A 16,989-nucleotide genomic window follows, 5' to 3' on the forward strand; every position below is an offset into this window, starting at 1 on the left:
ATTATCCGAGCGCCGAGGCCACGAGCCAGCGCTTGAGCAGCGGCTGCGCGCCCACGAATGCCATACCTGTATTGCGCACTGCGCGAGCGAGGGTGCCGGGGAACGAGAAGAGCCGCTGCAGACCGTCGGTGGCAACGACGAGCTTCTGGATGTCCTCACGGCGGCCGCGTTCGTAGCGGCGCAGCAGCACGATGTCGCCGAGATCGCGGAACGCCTCTTTCTTCGTGACGACATCGACGAGCGCGGCAACGTCGCGCAAGCCGAGGTTCACACCCTGGCCCGCAAGCGGGTGAATCAGATGCGCGGCATCCCCAACCAGGGCGACGCGCGGCGCAACGAGCTGGTCGACGGTTTGCAGCGATAGCGGAAAGCCGCGCGCGGGGGTGACGCATTTGAGCGCGCCCAGCTGGCTTTGGGAGACACGCTCGACTTCGGCGGCAAGCTGCTCCGGTTCGAGCTTGAGCAGTTCGTCGGCATGTTCGGTCTGCGCCGACCAGACGAGCGACACGTGCTGATCCGGCAGCGGCAGCAAGGCGACGATCTCGCCCTCGCGGAACCACTGGTACGCCGTTTCGCCGTGCGGCTTTTCCGCCCGGAAATTGGCGACCACCCCGGTTTGCCGGTAATCGCGCCGCTCGACCTTCGAGCCGATCTGCGCACGCACCCACGAATGCGCGCCGTCCGCGCCGATCGCGAGGTCGGCTTCGATCGCGCGGCCATTGGCGAGGCCGATCACGGCCGCGTCGGGCTGCACGTCGAGCGTCTGTGCATGCGTGTCGATCCACGTGAGATTGGGCTGGAAGTGCAGCGCGGCGTCGAGCGCGCGCTCGACGACCGACGACTCGGCAATCCAAGCAAGCTGCGCAACCGACGCCTGGTATGCCGAGAAGTGCAGCTCCGCCGCGGCGTCGCCGAACACCCGCATGTCGTAGACGGGCGTGAGGCGCGCGGCGTCGGCGGCCTGCCAGACCCGCAGCCGCTCGAATAGCGCCTGCGAGCTGCGCGAAAAGGCGTACACGCGCGCGTCGAACACGGCGCCCCCGGGCAGCGGCGCGCACGGCTGCGCGAGCAGCGCCACGCGCAGGCCGCTCTGGGTCAGCGCCAGCGCCGCCGACTTGCCGACGAGCCCGCCGCCGATCACGGCGACATCAAAGGTCTGGTTGCTTGCAGTCATGCGCGCATTATAGCCGCGAGCGCTTGTGCGACCGGGCCGGACGGGCGCGGTGTTGCGGCGCAGCAAGGCGTTGCAGGAAGACCGCCCGGGGGCCCGGCGACGCCCGCGGCTAACCCTCACCCGGACGAGGTTACAATTACGGTTTTCGTGACTCCCCGTCACGTCCCCCGACGTGCCACCTGCGCCGCCCCGCCCGCCGCTTCCGCTTGCGCGAGACGCCCGGCCCCGGGCGCTTCGCGCGCGGCGAGCCGCACGTCACCACCCTGACATGCAGAGATTTACATGAGCCTCCAATGCGGCATCGTCGGCTTGCCTAACGTCGGCAAGTCCACCCTCTTCAACGCGCTGACCAAGGCGGGCATCGCGGCCGAAAACTATCCGTTCTGCACGATCGAGCCCAACGTCGGCGTGGTCGAAGTGCCCGATCAGCGCCTGAAGGCGCTTGCCGAAATCGTCAAGCCCGAGCGCGTCGTGCCGGCCGTGGTCGAATTCGTCGACATCGCGGGTCTGGTCGCGGGCGCGAGCAAGGGTGAAGGCCTCGGCAACCAGTTCCTCGCGAACATCCGCGAAACGGATGCGATTACGCACGTCGTGCGCTGCTTCGAAGACGAAAACGTGATCCACGTGGCGGGCAAGGTCGATCCGCTCTCCGACATCGAAGTCATCAACACCGAACTCGCGCTCGCCGACCTCGCCACCGTCGAAAAGTCGCTCACGCGCTATTCGAAGGCCGCCAAGTCGGGCAACGACAAGGAAGCCGCGAAGCTCGTCGCCGTGCTCGAAAAAGTGCGTGCGCAGCTCGACCTGGCCTTGCCCGTGCGCGCGCTCGACCTGAACGAAGACGAACAGGCGCTCCTCAAGCCCTTCTGCCTGATCACCGCAAAGAAGACGATGTACGTCGCGAACGTGAAGGACGACGGCTTCGAGAACAACCCGTACCTGGACGCCGTGCGCAAGCACGCCGAAGCCGAGGGCTCGCCGGTCGTGGCCGTGTGCGCGGCGATCGAAGCGGAAATCGCCGATCTCGACGATGAAGACAAGATCGCGTTCCTCGCCGACATGGGCATGAACGAGCCGGGCCTCGACCGCGTCATCCGCGCGGGCTTCAAGTTGCTCGGCCTGCAGACGTACTTCACGGCGGGCGTGAAGGAAGTGCGCGCGTGGACGATCCATGTCGGCGATACGGCCCCGCAAGCCGCGGGCGCGATCCACACCGACTTCGAGCGCGGCTTTATCCGCGCGCAGACCATCGCGTTCGACGACTACATCCAGTACAAGGGCGAAACCGGCGCGAAGGAAGCCGGCAAGATGCGCGCCGAAGGCAAGGAATACGTCGTGCACGACGGCGACGTGATGAATTTCCTGTTCAACGTGTAAGCGACACCTTTTTCTTCCCGTTTCCAGAGACACTCTTATGGCCCAATACGTCTTCACCATGAACCGGGTCGGCAAGATCGTGCCGCCCAAGCGTCAGATCCTGAAGGACATCTCGCTGTCGTTCTTCCCCGGCGCCAAGATCGGCCTGCTCGGCCTGAACGGCTCGGGCAAGTCCACGCTCATCAAGATCATGGCCGGCGTCGACAAGGACATCGAAGGCGAAGCCACGCCGATGCCGAATCTGAACATCGGCTACCTGCCGCAGGAGCCGCAGCTCGATCCGGAAAAGACCGTGCGCGAAGCGGTCGAGGAAGGTCTGGGCGACGTGTTCAACGCGCAGAAGAAGCTCGACGAGATCTACGCCGCCTACGCGGAGCCGGACGCCGACTTCGACGCGCTGGCCGCCGAGCAGGCGAAGTACGAAGCGATCCTCGCGACGACCGACGGCAGCGCGGAACAACAGATCGAAATCGCCGCCGACGCACTGCGCCTGCCGGCCTGGGACGCGAAGATCGGCAACCTCTCGGGCGGTGAAAAGCGCCGCGTCGCGCTGTGCAAGCTGCTGCTCGAAAAACCCGACATGCTGCTGCTCGACGAGCCGACCAACCACCTCGACGCCGAATCGGTCGAGTGGCTCGAGCAGTTCCTCACGCGCTTCCCGGGCACCGTGGTCGCCGTGACCCACGACCGCTACTTCCTCGACAACGCCGCCGAGTGGATTCTCGAACTCGACCGCGGCCACGGCATTCCCTGGAAGGGCAATTACTCCAGCTGGCTCGACCAGAAGGAAGAGCGCCTGAAGCAGGAAGAATCGTCGGAATCCGCTCGCCAGAAGGCGATCAAGAAGGAACTGGAGTGGGTGCGCCAGAACCCGAAGGGCCGCCAGGCGAAGTCGAAGGCGCGTATCGCGCGTTTCGAAGAACTGTCGAGCCTCGAGTACCAGAAGCGCAACGAAACGCAGGAAATCTTCATTCCGGCGGGCGAGCGCCTGGGTAACGAGGTCATCGAGTTCAAGAACGTCAGCAAGTCTTATGGCGACCGTCTGCTCATCGACGACCTGAGCTTCAAGATTCCCGCGGGCGCGATCGTCGGCATCATCGGGCCGAACGGCGCCGGTAAATCGACTCTCTTCCGCATGCTCACGGGCAAGGAGCAGCCGGACTCGGGCGAAATCGTGCAAGGCCCGACCGTCAAGCTCGCCTACGTGGACCAGAGCCGCGACGCGCTCGTCGCCGGCAAGACCGTGTTCGAAGAGATCTCGGGCGGCGCGGACGTGCTGACCGTGGGCAAGTACGAAACGCCTTCGCGCGCGTACATCGGCCGCTTCAACTTCAAGGGCGGCGATCAGCAGAAGATCGTCGGCAACCTCTCGGGTGGTGAGCGTGGCCGTCTGCATCTGGCCAAGACGCTGATCTCGGGCGGCAACGTCCTGCTGCTCGACGAACCGTCGAACGATCTGGACGTCGAAACGCTGCGCGCGCTCGAAGACGCCCTGCTCGAATTCGCGGGCTCGGTGATGGTGATTTCGCACGATCGCTGGTTCCTCGACCGTATCGCCACGCACATCCTCGCGTTCGAGGGCGACTCGCAAGTCACGTTCTTCGACGGCAACTATCACGAGTACGAGGCCGACAAGATCAAGCGTCTTGGTGAAGAAGCCGCGCGTCCGAAGCGTCTGCGCTACAAGCCGATCAGCCGCTAATCAGGCGAGATCGATAGCAAACAACGGCGGCCCGCGGGCCGCCGTTGTCGCTCTGAAAGCACGCGCGGCATGGCAGTTGCTCGAAAGCCGCTACGTTTAGGGTCACCTGGGGCCTGAGTTTTGCCCTGCTCCCGCGAGGAATGCCGTATGGCGATACCGCTGCGCAACCGTGTTCTCCTCATCGTGGCGATCGTCGTCGCGCTGCTCGTGCTCGCGGTGCTCGGCACGCTCTACGCGCTGCAGCGCGAGGCGAAGGCGTACGTGGAGCGCGCGCTCGCGCCCGTCGGCACGGCCGCGAGCGTCAACGTCGCGTTCAATCTCTCATCCGTCGAACTCACCGACGTGCGCCTGAAGCCGCCGCCCAACTGGCCCACTGCCGACACGTTGCGCGCCGCGCGCATTACGATCACGCCCGACTTGCGCGCGCTACTCTCGCACCGCGTGCATATTCGCGACGTCACCGTGAGCGATTTCACGATGACGGTGCTGCGCCGGGAAAGCGGCTCGATCCTGCTCCTGCCGAATCTGCGCGAAGAGATGACGCAAAGCGCCACGCCCACGAGCGGCGCGCAGGGAGGAAGCGGCCTGCCGCAGGAAAAGGTCATCGACCATATCGGCTTCGAAAACGGCACATTCGACTTCTACGACCGGGCGATTAGCAATCCGCCGTGGCGCGTCACGGTGAACCGCGCGCAGGCGAGCGTCGACAACGTCCATCTGCCGGCGCTCACGGAGCCGACGCGCGTTTCGGTCGTGGGCAACGTCGTCGGTCCGGAGCACACAGGACGCATGACCTTCAACGGCTGGGTGCAGATCGCGAACAAGGACTCGCAGCTCCACACGACGCTGCGCGGCGTGGATGTGCGCACGATCGATCCCTATCTGCTGAAAAAGGCCGGCGCGAAGGCCAACGTGACGGGCGGCACGCTCGACCTCGATCTCACCTCGACCGTACGCGGCTATCACCTGCACGCGCCGGGCACGGTCACGCTGCACAACCTGCAACTCTCGGAAAGCGGCGACGCGGTGGACACCTTCCTGTCGATCCCGACGCGCGCGGCGGTGGCCGCATTGAAGGCGCACAAGGGCGAGATCACGCTGCATTTCGTGCTCGACGGCAACCTGCGCGACCCGAAGTTCAAGCTCAACGAAAACATGATGACGGAGTTGCGCGCAGGCTTCGCGCAGGCGCTCGGGGTGAGCGCGGAAGGGATGGCGAAGGGCGCCGGGCAAACCGCGAAGGGTATCGCCGACGCGCTGCGCAGCTTGCTGCAGCCGGTGGCGCCGGCGCCCGCTTCGAAATAGCGCGCGGGGCGCCGACTTCCGCCTGGTTAGACCGGCAGGCCGAGCTCGCGCAGCCTGGCGTCGGTGGTGGCGTTGCTCGTGTGGTGCACGCCATGCCAGCCGAGCGCCGTGGCCGCTTCGGCGTTGCCCGCGTTGTCGTCGATGAAAACGAGTTCCTCGGCCTTCACGCCCGGCAACTGTGCCTCGATGCGGCGGAACATCTCGTGGAAGATCTCCGGATCGGGCTTCACGAGCTTCACGCGGCCCGATACGACGATATCGCGGCAGCGCCGCAGGATGCCGAAGCGCTCCCACGCCCACGGAAACGTCTCGGCCGACCAGTTCGTGAGGCCGAAGATCGGCATGCCCGCCGCCTCCAGGCGCTCGAACGTCGCGACGCCCCCGGCGAGCAGTCCGCCGATCATCTCGTGCCAGCGCTCGTAGAACGCGCGTATGAGCGCTTCGTGCGCGGGAAACGCCGCGACCAGTTCCTCAGTGCCCACGGCAATGGGCTCGCCGCCGTCCTGGCGGACCACCCAGTCCATCTTGCAGACGTGCGTGAGAAACCAGCGGCGCTCGTCGTCGTCGGGAATCAGCTTGCGATAGAGATACTCGGGACTCCAGTCCACGAGCACCCCGCCGAAATCGAACACCACTGCCTTGATCGTCATGCGCTTCTCGCTCCGCTTGATCGCTATCTGGATACCGGGGAAATCAGATCGGCTGCGTGCGCTTTTCGAGCCACTCGAGCGCTTCGCCGCTCACGTGCGGCGCCACGCGCACGCGCACCGTCTGGTGGTACGCATTGAGCCACTCGCGCTCGTCCGCACGCAAGAGCGCGAGATCGATGCAACGCGTGTCGATCGGGCAGAGCGTGAGCGTCTCGAAGCTGAGGAAGTCGCCGAATTCGGTGGTTTCAGCGCGCTGGTTGAGCACGAGATTCTCGATACGCACGCCCCACTTGCCCGGCCGGTAGATGCCCGGCTCGACCGAGGTGATCATGCCCTCTTCCATCGCGGTCCAGGGCTCGGCCGGCGCGTAGTGCGAAATGACCTGCGGACCTTCGTGCACGTTCAGGAAGTAGCCCACGCCGTGGCCCGTGCCGTGGCCGTAGTCCGCGCCCGCTTCCCAGATCGGTGCGCGCGCAATGGCATCAAGCATCGGCGAGCGGATGCCGCGTGGGAACTTCGCGCGCGAGAGCGCCATCATGCCCTTGAGCACGAGCGTGAAATCGCGCTTTTGCTCCGCACTCGGCGTGCCCACGGGCACGACGCGCGTAATGTCGGTGGTGCCGTCGAGGTACTGGCCGCCCGAGTCGATGAGCAGCAAACCATTGCCTTCGATCACGCTGTGCGACTCGGGCGTGGCGCGGTAGTGCGGCATCGCGCCGTTCGCGTTGAAGCCCGCGATGGTCGCGAACGAGAGCGACTTGAAGCCCGCGCGGCGCGCACGCGCGGCGGAAAGCTTTTCGTCGATGGTCAGCTCGGTGATGGCATCGCGGCCAAGCGCCGCCTCGAACCACGCGAAGAACTCTGCAAGCGCCGCACCGTCCTGCTCCATGGTCGCGCGCACATGGTCGGCTTCGGCCGCTGTTTTGCGCGACTTGAAGAATGTGCTCGGATTAACCGATTCCACGAGCTTGACCGCCGGCGACACCGCCTGCAGCAAACCATACGTCACGCGGCGCGGATCGACGAGCAGCGCGGCCTTCGCGGGCAGCGCCGCGAGCGCGGCGGCGGCCTCGGCATACGGCGCGACGCGCACCTCGTCTTTCGCGAGCGACTGCACGAGCGCCTCGCTCACCTTGCCGTCGGCGACGAAGAGCGTCGCGTCGTCCGGCCCGATCAGCGCGTGCGCGACGAACACCGGGTTGTAGTTCACGTCCGCGCCGCGCAGGTTGAAGAGCCAGGCGAGGTCGTCGAGCGTGGAGATGAAGTGCCACTGCGCGCCCTTCTCCAGCATCGCGCGGCGCACCTGGTCGAGCTTGCCGGCGCGGCTCGTGTCGGCGTGCGGCGCGACGTGCTCGTACACGGGCTCGAGCGGCAGCGACGGGCGGCCTTGCCAGACATCGTCGAGCAGATCGAGGTCCGTGCGCAGCGCGACCTCGCGCGCCTTGAGCGCCTCGGCCAGCGCGCGCGCCGAGGCTACGCCGAGCACCGCGCCATCCACGGCCACCGCGCCGCCCGCATTCACGTTCTGCGCGAGCCAGTCAATGTGCGGCGCGCTCTGCTGGCCGCCCATCATCTTCATGAGCTGGATGCCGGTGCCGGCCAGCTGCTGCTCGGCCTGCACCCAGTAGCGGCTGTCCACCCACACGCCCGCGAAGTCCTTCGTCACCACGAGTGTGCCCACCGAGCCGGTGAAGCCCGAGAGCCACTCGCGCCCCTGCCAGCGGCGCGGCAAGTATTCGGACAGATGCGGATCGGCGGAGGGTACGAGGGCGGCATCCACGCCAGCGCGCGTCATCGCAGCGCGCAGGGCGGCAATGCGTTCGGGAATCGAGGATGTTTCGGGGAGTCGGGCGTTCATGTTTTCACCTGCGAAGAATTCGAAGCGGAAGATCTGGGTTCGGTCAAAGGCTGCGCCTCGGAGGACCGGCCGCGCGCGACTAGCTCCGCCGCGCGCGCAGCGCCACGCACACGCCTACGAATACGAGCGCGAGCGCCGTGCAAAGCGGCCACTGGAGCAACTCGCCATCGTAGAAAAGACCGGTCGCGCTGCCCGCCGCGTTCGCGAGCGCCGCGCCGAGCACGCCGGCCACGACCGCCAGCGCAAGTCCGTGACGTGCGGCACGGCGCAAGGGATGGAGCCACCATCCCGCACAGCCCACCACCAGACCAAGAATGAGGATACCGGGCCAGCCCATTAAAGACTTGTCCGATAGGTTTTCGGATAAGTCCGATAGGACCACCGAAGCGCGAGAGCTAGCATTTGTAACCTGGTTAGTCTCTTTTAAATCTGGAAAACGGTCGGCTCGGCGCTTCCCGCGTAGCGGTTGAGTGTAGGGGGCAGGATTGCGCAAGGCAAGCGCGTCCGGACCGCCCCGGCCGCACTCTCTCGTATGCGAATCGCCCTTGTCGAACCCGACGCCCGTCAGGCCGAAATCCTCGTCCGCCTGCTCATTGCGGGCGGGCACGCATGCCACCACTTCCCGGTTGGCGCGCAACTTTTCGAAACCCTCGAAGACGAAACCTTCGACCTTCTGATCGCAGCCTGGTGGTGCGGCGACGCCGGCGCCGACGACCTCATCCCCCAAGTGCGCAAGCTGCTCCCGGGTCTGCCCGTCATCGCGCTAATGCTCGCGCCCCATGAAAGCGAAATCGTCACGAGCCTGCAGGCCGGCGCGGATGACTGCATCGCCAAGCCCGTGCGCGGCCCAGAAATGCTCGCGCGCATCGATGCGCTCCTGCGCCGCGCCGGCGTGCGCCGGCCGCGCAACCGAGCCCGTCATGGCTTTGGGGACTACGTCTTCGATTCCGGGCGCTACGAAGCGTCGTTTCGGGGTCACACCGTCACGCTCACGCCCAAGGAATTCCGGTTCGCGCTGCTGCTCTTCACCAATGCATCGCGCCCCGTTTCGCGGGCGCGCATCCTCGAAACCGTGTGGCATTTGACCCGCGACGTTCGGTCGCGCACGCTCGACACGCACGCCTCCCGGCTGCGCAGCAAATTGCAGCTCTGGCCCGAGCACGGCTGGCGTTTGACCACTTTGTACGGTTTTGGCTACCAGCTCGAAAGACTCCCCATATCACCTACCGGAGTGTCGGACTCTGTCGGCGCGAATGTCGGAAGCGAGGAAAAGTTATAATATCCGCCTAAATCTCGCCCCCATGGTATGCAGCTTCTAACGATCGGAATCAATCACCACACCGCGCCCGTCGCCTTGCGCGAACGCGTGGCGTTTCCGCTCGAGCAGATCAAGCCCGCACTCGCCCTGTTCAAGGAAGCGTGGTCCGGCAAGCGTTCGCTGAGCGCGCCGGAAGCCGCCATTCTCTCCACCTGCAACCGCACCGAGCTCTACTGTGCGACCGACGCGCAAAGCTCGCGCGACGCCGCCGTGAGCTGGCTCTCGCACTACCACGGCATCCGCGAAGAGGAACTTGCGCCGCACGTCTATACGCTGCCGCAGTCCGAGGCGGTGCGTCATGCGTTCCGGGTGGCTTCGGGGCTCGATTCGATGGTCCTGGGCGAGACACAGATCGTCGGCCAGATGAAGACTGCGGTTCGCACCGCGACCGAGGCCGGTGCGCTCGGCACCTATTTGAACCAGTTGTTCCAGCGCACCTTCGCCGTGGCGAAGGAAGTGCGCAGCACGACCGAAATCGGCGCGCAGTCGGTTTCGATGGCCGCCGCCGCCGTGCGCCTCGCGCAGCGCATCTTCGACAAGATCGCCAACCAGCGCGTGCTCTTCATCGGCGCGGGCGAGATGATCGAGCTGTGCGCCGCGCACTTCGCCGCGCAGCAGCCGCGCGAACTCGTGGTCGCAAACCGCACCGCCGAGCGCGGGCGCTATGTTGCGGAGCGTTTCGGCGGCCGCTCCATTCCGCTCTCCGATCTGCCCGCGCGCATGCACGAGTTCGACATCATCGTCTCGTGCACGGCGTCCACGCTGCCTATCATCGGTCTCGGCGCTGTGGAGCGCGCGGTAAAGGCGCGCCGTCATCGCCCCATCTTCATGGTCGACCTCGCGGTGCCCCGCGACATCGAGCCCGAAGTCGCCCAACTCGAAGACGTGTTCCTCTATACCGTCGACGATCTCGGCACGATCGTGCGCGAAGGCAATGCCTCGCGCCAGGCTGCGGTCGCGCAGGCCGAGACGATCATCGAGTCGCGCGTGGCGAACTTCATGCAGTGGCTCGACTCGCGCAGCATCGTGCCGGTCATCCGCCACATGCATACCCAGGCCGACGCGCTGCGTCGCGCCGAGCTCGAACGCGCCCGCAAGATGCTCTCGCGCGGCGACGACCCGTCGGCCGTGCTCGAAGCGCTGTCGCAGGCGCTCACCAACAAGCTGATCCACGGCCCGACGCATGCGCTCAACACGTCGAGCGGCGATCAGCGCGACTCGCTCATCGAACTGATGGGCGGCTTTTACCGCCACGGCCAGCCGGTCCGGGCAGACGACGCCGCGCAGCCCGCGGCGGACGTCACGGTCTCGCCGCGTTCCGCCGGCTCTTCCGGCTCTTCCGACTCGTCCGACTCGTCTGGTAGTTCGGACCGTTAGCGACGTTCGGGCTCGGGCGCGCGCCATGCGTGCCCTGCACGACCGGGCCGCACGCCCGCCTCTTCTCTCTCGCAGTCCTATCCGGAGCCCGCTCCGCACCGCCCGATGAAAACGAGCATGCAATCGAAGCTCGACCAGCTGACTACGCGCCTGGCCGAGCTGAACGACCTGTTGAGCCGTCCCGACGTGACCTCGAACCGCGACCAATACCGCAAGCTCACACGCGAGCATTCGGAGCTGGGGCCTGTGGTCGAGCACTACGGGCAGTGGCGTCAGGCAAAAGACGATGAGGCCGCGGCGAAAGACCTGCTCTCCGACGCCTCGATGCGCGACTTCGCCGAAGAAGAGGTGAAAGCCGCGCGCGAGCGGATGGCGCAGCTCCAGCACGAATTGCAGATGATGCTGCTGCCAAAGGACCCCAACGACGACCGCAACGTGTTCCTCGAAATCCGCGCGGGCACGGGCGGCGACGAGTCGGCCCTCTTCGCGGGCGACCTGCTGCGCATGTACCTGCGCTACGCGGAGCGTAGCCGCTGGCAGATCGAGATGATGTCGGCGAGCGAGTCGGATCTGGGCGGCTACAAGGAAGTAATCGTGCGCATTGCGGGCGAGGCGGCGTACTCGAAGCTCAAGTTCGAGTCGGGCGGCCATCGCGTGCAGCGCGTGCCCGCCACCGAAACGCAGGGCCGCATCCACACGTCGGCCTGCACGGTCGCGGTGATGCCGGAAGCCGACGAAATCGGCGAAGTGGAGATCAATCCCTCCGACCTGCGCATCGACACCTTCCGTGCCTCGGGCGCGGGCGGCCAGCACATCAACAAGACCGATTCGGCCGTGCGCGTGACGCACCTTCCGACCGGCATCGTCGTGGAATGCCAGGACGACCGCTCGCAGCACAAGAACAAGGACCGCGCGCTCAAGGTGCTCGCCGCGCGCATCAAGGACAAGCAGTACCAGGAGCAGCACGCCAAGGAAGCGGCTACGCGCAAGAGCCTCGTGGGCTCGGGCGACCGCTCGGAGCGCATCCGCACCTACAACTTCCCGCAGGGGCGACTCACCGATCACCGCATCAATCTCACGCTCTATCGCCTCGAAGCGATCATGGACGGCGACCTCGACGAACTGATCGGCGCGCTCGTCTCCGAGCATCAGGCCGAGCAGCTCGCCTCGCTCGGCGACGCGGATTAAACGCGCACCAGACATGAGCGAAGCCGTTACCGCCGAGGCGCTGCTGCGCGCCACGCCGCTGTCCGCGCTCGAAGCGCGCATTCTGCTGATGCACGTACTCGGCTGGCGCCGCACCGAACTCATCACGCGCGGCGATCAGGCGCTCGAAGCGGCCCGCGTGGACGCTTACCGCGCGCTCGAAGCGCGCCGCGTGCAAGGCGAGCCGATCGCGCAGCTCGTGGGCGCGCGCGAATTCTACGGCCTCGACTTCGACGTGACGCCCGACGTGCTGATTCCGCGCCCCGATACCGAGCTGCTGGTGGAAACGGCGCTCGCGGCGCTCGAAGGCGTCGCACAGCCGCGCGTGCTCGACCTCGGCACCGGCAGCGGCACGATTGCCGTGGCGCTCGCCTCGGCACGCTCCGATGCGCGCGTCTGGGCCGTCGATCGCTCGGCGGCCGCGCTCGAGGTGGCTGCGCGCAACGCCGCGAAGCTGCTCGACGCGCAGCGTCCCGGCGGCCCGCTCGCGTTCGTGGCGGGCAGTTGGTACGACACACTCGATCCGGCGCTGCGATTCGAGGCGATCGTGAGCAATCCACCGTATATCGCGAGCGGCGATCCCCATCTGGAACAAGGCGACCTGCGCTTCGAGCCGCGCGGCGCGCTCACCGACGAAGCCGACGGCCTCACCGCCCTGCGCGCGATCGTCGCGGGCGCACCCGCCCGGCTCGCGCCGGGCGGCGTGCTCTGGATGGAGCACGGCTATGACCAGGCGGCCGCTGTTCGGGCGTTGCTGGAAAACGCCGGTTTCAAGGAGGTGCGCTCCGAGCGCGATCTGGCCGGGATCGAACGCATCAGCGGGGGCTGTCTGCCGCAGCCGGCCGGCCAGGAACGCTCCCGGTAACGCCGGGCTCGCACCGGCGAAATCCGCTATCATTTCATCCTGCATTCCAACGTATTCAGCATCAATTCAATCGCAAGGTCAGTCATGGACACCCAACAACGCATCAAGCAGATCGTCGACGAAAACGCCGTCGTCCTCTTCATGAAGGGCAACGCGCAGTTCCCGATGTGCGGCTTCTCGGGTCGCGCGGTGCAGATCCTGAAAGCCTGCGGCGTCGATCAGTTCAAGACCGTCAACGTGCTCGAGGACGACGCGGTCCGCCAGGGCATCAAGGAATTCTCGAACTGGCCGACCATCCCGCAGCTCTACGTGAAGGGCGAGTTCGTCGGCGGCTCGGACATCATGATGGAGATGTACCAAAACGGCGAGCTGCAGCAGCTTTTCGCCGCGGCGTAATTGCCAGCCACGGGGCGGCATCGGGCGCACGACGTTGCGTCTGTTCCGTCCCGAGCGCGCGGCACGCTACGCCGGCGCTTTTTCACGAGGCGGTGCACGCCTCGGCTTCGCTTCGACCTCGCCTCGCCTACGCTACGACTCCCGCCTGACGTGAATACCGCCTCCCCTGCCTCGTCCGCTATCGCACAACTGCCGAAACGCCGGCTGATCGTCGCGATCACGGGGGCCACGGGCGCGATCTACGGCGTGCGCATGCTCGACACGCTGCGGCGGCTGGGCGGCGTCGAAACGCATCTGCTCGTTTCGGCGGCGGGCTGGCTCAACATCCAGCACGAACTGCAGCTCAGCAAGGACGATCTGCACGCGCGTGCCGATGTCGTGCATTCCGTGCGCGACGTCGGCGCGACCATCGCTTCGGGCTCGTTCGCGACCCACGGCATGATCGTCGCGCCCTGCTCGATGAAGACGCTCGCGAGCGTCGCCCACGGTCTCTCCGACAACCTGATCGCGCGCGCTGCCGACGTCACGCTCAAGGAACGCCGCCGTCTCGTGCTGCTCGTGCGCGAAACGCCGTTCAACCTCGCGCATCTGCGCAACATGACGGCCGTGACCGAAATGGGCGGCGTGATCTTCCCGCCGCTGCCGGCCTTCTACAACCAGCCGGCTTCGATCGACGAGATGGTCGATCACACGGTCGCGCGCGTACTCGACCTGTTCGCGCTCGGACCCGCGCTTTCGCCCGCCTGGCCGGGGCTGCGCGGCACGGACCAATAAGCGCCGACCGCATCTTCGCGCGCCGAGCCGATTATCAATAACGGCGACACAATCAATTCCATTTCGCCCCGTTTAATTCGCGACGGTAGGGTCTTATATTGATCGCAATACGATACTTTCGGACCGCTCCGCGCGGTCAGCCCACGATCATGACCACCCGCACGCCTACCCTTTTCCTCTCGCACGGCGCTCCTACGCTGCCGATCGACCCGTCGCTGCCTTCTGGCGGCTTCGCCGTGCTCTCGGAGCATTTGCCGCGTCCGCAGTCGGTGCTCATGCTCTCCGCGCATTGGGGCACGATGCGCCCCGTGGTGAGCACCGCCACGCAGCCTGAAACGATCCACGACTTCTACGGTTTTCCGCGCGCGCTCTACGAGATCCAGTACCCCGCGCCGGGCGCGCCCGAGATGGCGCAGCGCGCAGCAGCGCTGCTGCGCGAGCAAGGCGTTCCCGTCGATGAGGAAGCGCACGGCCTCGACCATGGCGCGTGGGTGCCCATGCTGCTGATGTTCCCCGACGCGAACGTGCCCGTCGCCCAGCTTTCGATCCAGCCGCGCGCCAACGCCGCCCATCACTTCGCGCTTGGCCGTGCATTGCGCTCGCTGCGCGACGAAGGCGTGATGGTGATCGGCTCCGGCCAGATCACCCATAACCTGCGCGAGGCGGACTTCTCGGCGCGGCCGGAAGACGCCGATCCGCGCGTGGCCGAGTTCACACAATGGTTCGAGAATCACCTCGCCGCGCGCGACATCGACGCGTTGCTCGACTACCGCCAGCGCGCCCCGCATGCGGCGCTCATGCACCCGACCGACGAGCACCTGCTACCCATCTTCGCGGCGCTCGGCGCAGCCGACGACGACTACACGCTCGGGGTGCAGTCGCTCGGCACCTACCAGCGCGCGCTCGCGATGACGAACTACGTGTTCGGCAGCGCCGTGCAATAAAGCCGCCGCGTCCGCTTTGGCTCTAAAGGAAAAAAGCCCGCCTGAATCGCTTCAGGCGGGCTTTTTGTATTGCGCGTCGCTTAGTTCGACACTTAGTGCGCGCCGATACCCTCGAGGACTTCGTCGTGCTCCTGGCGTTCCGCGAGGTACGGCGAGCGGTAGCCCGAATTCACGCCCCAGTAATAGAACACGAGCGCGATCAGCGCGACGATCAGCATGTCCCAGCCGTAGGGCAGCAGACCGGCGCCGCCGAACTGCTTGCTGCCGATCAGCGAGAGGAGCGCCATGATCGGCAGATATGCACACAGCCACCATGCGGCCTTCAGATCCTGGCCCCAACCTTCAAAGCCTTGCTTGCGCTGGAAGTAGAAGTACACCGGCAGCGCGACGACCATCAGCAGAATGATTTCGCCGGTCAGCGGCCACTTCGCCCAGTACAGGATCATCGACGCGCAGACGAATGCGAACGGCGCAATCACTTTCATGAACGGCACGGAGAGCGGGCGCTCGATCTCCGAGGCGGCGCGCTTGAGCGCCATCAGGCTGATCGGACCCGTGAGGTACGAAATCACCGTCGCCACCGAGATCACCGCCGCGAGCGAACTCCAACCGCGGAAGAAGAACATGAAGATGAACGAGACGAGCAGGTTGAACCACATCGCGTTACGCGGCACGCCGTAGAACGGGTGCACGTTGCCGAACATCTTCGGCATCGTGTTGTTGCGCTCCATCGCGTAGATCATGCGCGAGGTCGTCGCCATGTAGGTCGTACCGGTGCCGCTCGGGCTCACGAATGCGTCGACGTAGAGCAGGATCGCGAGCCAGTTCAGGTTCAGCGCGATCGCGAGCTCCGCGAACGGCGACTTGAAGTTGAACGTGTTCCAGCCCTTCGCGACGTCGGCCGGATTGACCGCGCCGATATAGGCGATCTGCAGCAGCACGTAGATCACGAGTGCGCAGAGGATCGAGCCGATCACTGCGAACGGCACGCTCTTGGCGGGATTGCGCGCTTCGCCCGCGAGGTTGATCGGGCTCTGGAAGCCGTTGAACGCGAACACGATGCCGCTTGTGGCAACCGCCGTGAACACCGCCGACCAGCCATACGGCGCGAACGTGGTCGTTTCGCCGAAATTCTCATGGTGGAAGCTTCCAGACATCAGGCCAATGATCGTCAGACCCGGGATGATGAACTTGAAGATCGTGATCGCGCTGTTGGCGCGCGCGAACAGCTTCACGCCCCAATAGTTGAGCATGAAGTAGATGATCACGAGTATCGCGGAGAGCCCGAGCCCTGAATGGGTTAATGACCCGTCGACGAAGAGCGCGTGCGCCCACGTATAGGGCCAGGTGCTCATGTACTGGATCGAGGCTTCGGCTTCGATCGGGATCACCGAGACAATGGCGATCCAGTTGGCCCACGCGCTGATGAAGCCCACGAGTGCCCCGTGCGAGTAGCGGGCGTAACGGACCATCCCGCCCGACTCCGGGAACATCGCACCGAGTTCGGCGTAGGTGAGCGCGATAGCCAGAATGACCACAGCGCCGATAATCCAGGCGCAAACGGCCGCCGGACCTGCAATTTTCGCCGCCTTCCACGCGCCGAACAGCCAGCCCGAACCGATGATTGAGCCGAGGCCGGTGAACATCAGCGCGAATGGGCCGATGTTCCGTTGAATAGAACTTTTCACGTCTTCTCCTGTTTCAAGAGCTGCGCGACACCGCCTCTATCCCGTCTGTTGTGCGGGCGGGTTTCCTGCGGTTGTCGTACCTCCACACGAAAGATTGCGCCTGTAGGCGCAACTTCCGCGCGGCGCGTAGTTTAACCGGTTGCACCATGGAAGGGCTTCAAAAACGCCCGCCTAATATAAAAAAGTCATTTGCTTATCAAGCTTTGTAAGGGTTCATTTGGACCCTGTAGCAAAAAAATAGGAACTTTCCGGGACCCCTAGTTGACCTTCCTCGCATTTAGCCGTATAAAGTTCGGGCAGGATTTCAAGCGGCGAGTGTGAATTGGTCTTTCGTAGTTCGCCCATCAACGGTACT

The 16,989-nt window shown here is 65.5% G+C and carries 14 protein-coding genes and 1 pseudogene; 10 read left to right on the top strand and 5 right to left on the bottom strand.

What is annotated here, in order from left to right; translation table 11 throughout:
- Window position 1 precedes the first annotated feature (1 nt).
- Window positions 2–1,174 carry a UbiH/UbiF family hydroxylase gene (locus tag M3I54_RS14425; RefSeq protein ID WP_254336920.1) on the bottom strand — a complete coding sequence of 391 codons (1,173 nt, stop codon included), beginning with the start codon at window positions 1,172–1,174 and terminating at the stop codon, window positions 2–4.
- A 282-nt stretch (window positions 1,175–1,456) separates the two neighbouring features.
- Between M3I54_RS14425 and ychF the strand changes: the two genes are divergently transcribed.
- The 3 genes from ychF (at window position 1,457) to M3I54_RS14440 (ending at window position 5,558) form a co-directional block, all read left to right on the top strand.
- Window positions 1,457–2,551, top strand: coding sequence for a redox-regulated ATPase YchF (gene ychF / locus M3I54_RS14430; RefSeq protein WP_254336922.1), 1,095 nt, complete (start codon window positions 1,457–1,459; stop codon window positions 2,549–2,551).
- Between the two features lie 37 nt (window positions 2,552–2,588).
- Window positions 2,589–4,253, top strand: coding sequence for an energy-dependent translational throttle protein EttA (gene ettA / locus M3I54_RS14435; RefSeq protein WP_254336924.1), 1,665 nt, complete (start codon window positions 2,589–2,591; stop codon window positions 4,251–4,253).
- Window positions 4,254–4,400: 147 nt separating this feature from the next.
- The gene (locus tag M3I54_RS14440) at window positions 4,401–5,558 is read left to right on the top strand and encodes a DUF748 domain-containing protein (protein ID WP_254336926.1); all 1,158 of its coding nucleotides are present in this window, start codon (window positions 4,401–4,403) and stop codon (window positions 5,556–5,558) included.
- A 26-nt stretch (window positions 5,559–5,584) separates the two neighbouring features.
- On the opposite strand, the gene M3I54_RS14445 is transcribed toward M3I54_RS14440, so the two are convergent.
- From M3I54_RS14445 to M3I54_RS14455, 3 genes are all read right to left on the bottom strand, one after another.
- On the bottom strand, window positions 5,585–6,208 hold the full coding sequence (locus M3I54_RS14445) for an HAD family hydrolase (protein WP_254336928.1): 624 nt from the start codon (window positions 6,206–6,208) through the stop codon (window positions 5,585–5,587).
- Window positions 6,209–6,251: 43 nt separating this feature from the next.
- Window positions 6,252–8,066, bottom strand: a complete 1,815-nt coding sequence (locus tag M3I54_RS14450; protein ID WP_254336930.1) for an aminopeptidase P family protein — start codon at window positions 8,064–8,066, stop codon at window positions 6,252–6,254.
- A 79-nt stretch (window positions 8,067–8,145) separates the two neighbouring features.
- Window positions 8,146–8,403, bottom strand: coding sequence for a hypothetical protein (locus M3I54_RS14455; protein ID WP_254336932.1), 258 nt, complete (start codon window positions 8,401–8,403; stop codon window positions 8,146–8,148).
- Between the two features lie 195 nt (window positions 8,404–8,598).
- On the opposite strand from M3I54_RS14455, the gene M3I54_RS14460 reads away from it, so the two are divergent.
- The 7 genes and pseudogenes from M3I54_RS14460 (at window position 8,599) to M3I54_RS14490 (ending at window position 14,946) form a co-directional block, all read left to right on the top strand.
- Window positions 8,599–9,345: a response regulator transcription factor gene (locus M3I54_RS14460; protein ID WP_254336934.1), complete on the top strand. Its 747-nt coding sequence runs from the start codon at window positions 8,599–8,601 to the stop codon at window positions 9,343–9,345.
- Window positions 9,346–9,372: 27 nt separating this feature from the next.
- Window positions 9,373–10,638 (top strand): annotated as a pseudogene (gene hemA / locus M3I54_RS14465) (glutamyl-tRNA reductase); the annotation flags it as partial.
- A 228-nt stretch (window positions 10,639–10,866) separates the two neighbouring features.
- Window positions 10,867–11,949, top strand: coding sequence for a peptide chain release factor 1 (prfA, locus tag M3I54_RS14470; protein WP_254336936.1), 1,083 nt, complete (start codon window positions 10,867–10,869; stop codon window positions 11,947–11,949).
- A gap of 13 nt (window positions 11,950–11,962) precedes the next feature.
- On the top strand, window positions 11,963–12,832 hold the full coding sequence (gene prmC / locus M3I54_RS14475) for a peptide chain release factor N(5)-glutamine methyltransferase (RefSeq protein ID WP_254336938.1): 870 nt from the start codon (window positions 11,963–11,965) through the stop codon (window positions 12,830–12,832).
- A gap of 84 nt (window positions 12,833–12,916) precedes the next feature.
- Complete coding sequence (grxD, locus tag M3I54_RS14480; RefSeq protein ID WP_028208749.1) at window positions 12,917–13,228, top strand: Grx4 family monothiol glutaredoxin; 312 nt, start codon at window positions 12,917–12,919, stop codon at window positions 13,226–13,228.
- A 150-nt stretch (window positions 13,229–13,378) separates the two neighbouring features.
- Entirely contained in the window at window positions 13,379–14,002 is a 624-nt protein-coding gene (locus tag M3I54_RS14485) for a UbiX family flavin prenyltransferase (RefSeq protein ID WP_309249611.1), read from the top strand.
- 149 nt (window positions 14,003–14,151) lie between these two features.
- Window positions 14,152–14,946: a class III extradiol ring-cleavage dioxygenase gene (locus M3I54_RS14490; protein WP_254336940.1), complete on the top strand. Its 795-nt coding sequence runs from the start codon at window positions 14,152–14,154 to the stop codon at window positions 14,944–14,946.
- A 92-nt stretch (window positions 14,947–15,038) separates the two neighbouring features.
- Here the strand turns inward: M3I54_RS14490 and M3I54_RS14495 are convergent, their stop codons facing one another.
- Complete coding sequence (locus tag M3I54_RS14495; RefSeq protein WP_254336942.1) at window positions 15,039–16,634, bottom strand: APC family permease; 1,596 nt, start codon at window positions 16,632–16,634, stop codon at window positions 15,039–15,041.
- Window positions 16,635–16,989 lie beyond the last annotated feature (355 nt).

It is taken from the genome of Paraburkholderia sp. CNPSo 3274, from assembly GCF_024206475.1.
Taxonomy (GTDB): domain Bacteria; phylum Pseudomonadota; class Gammaproteobacteria; order Burkholderiales; family Burkholderiaceae; genus Paraburkholderia.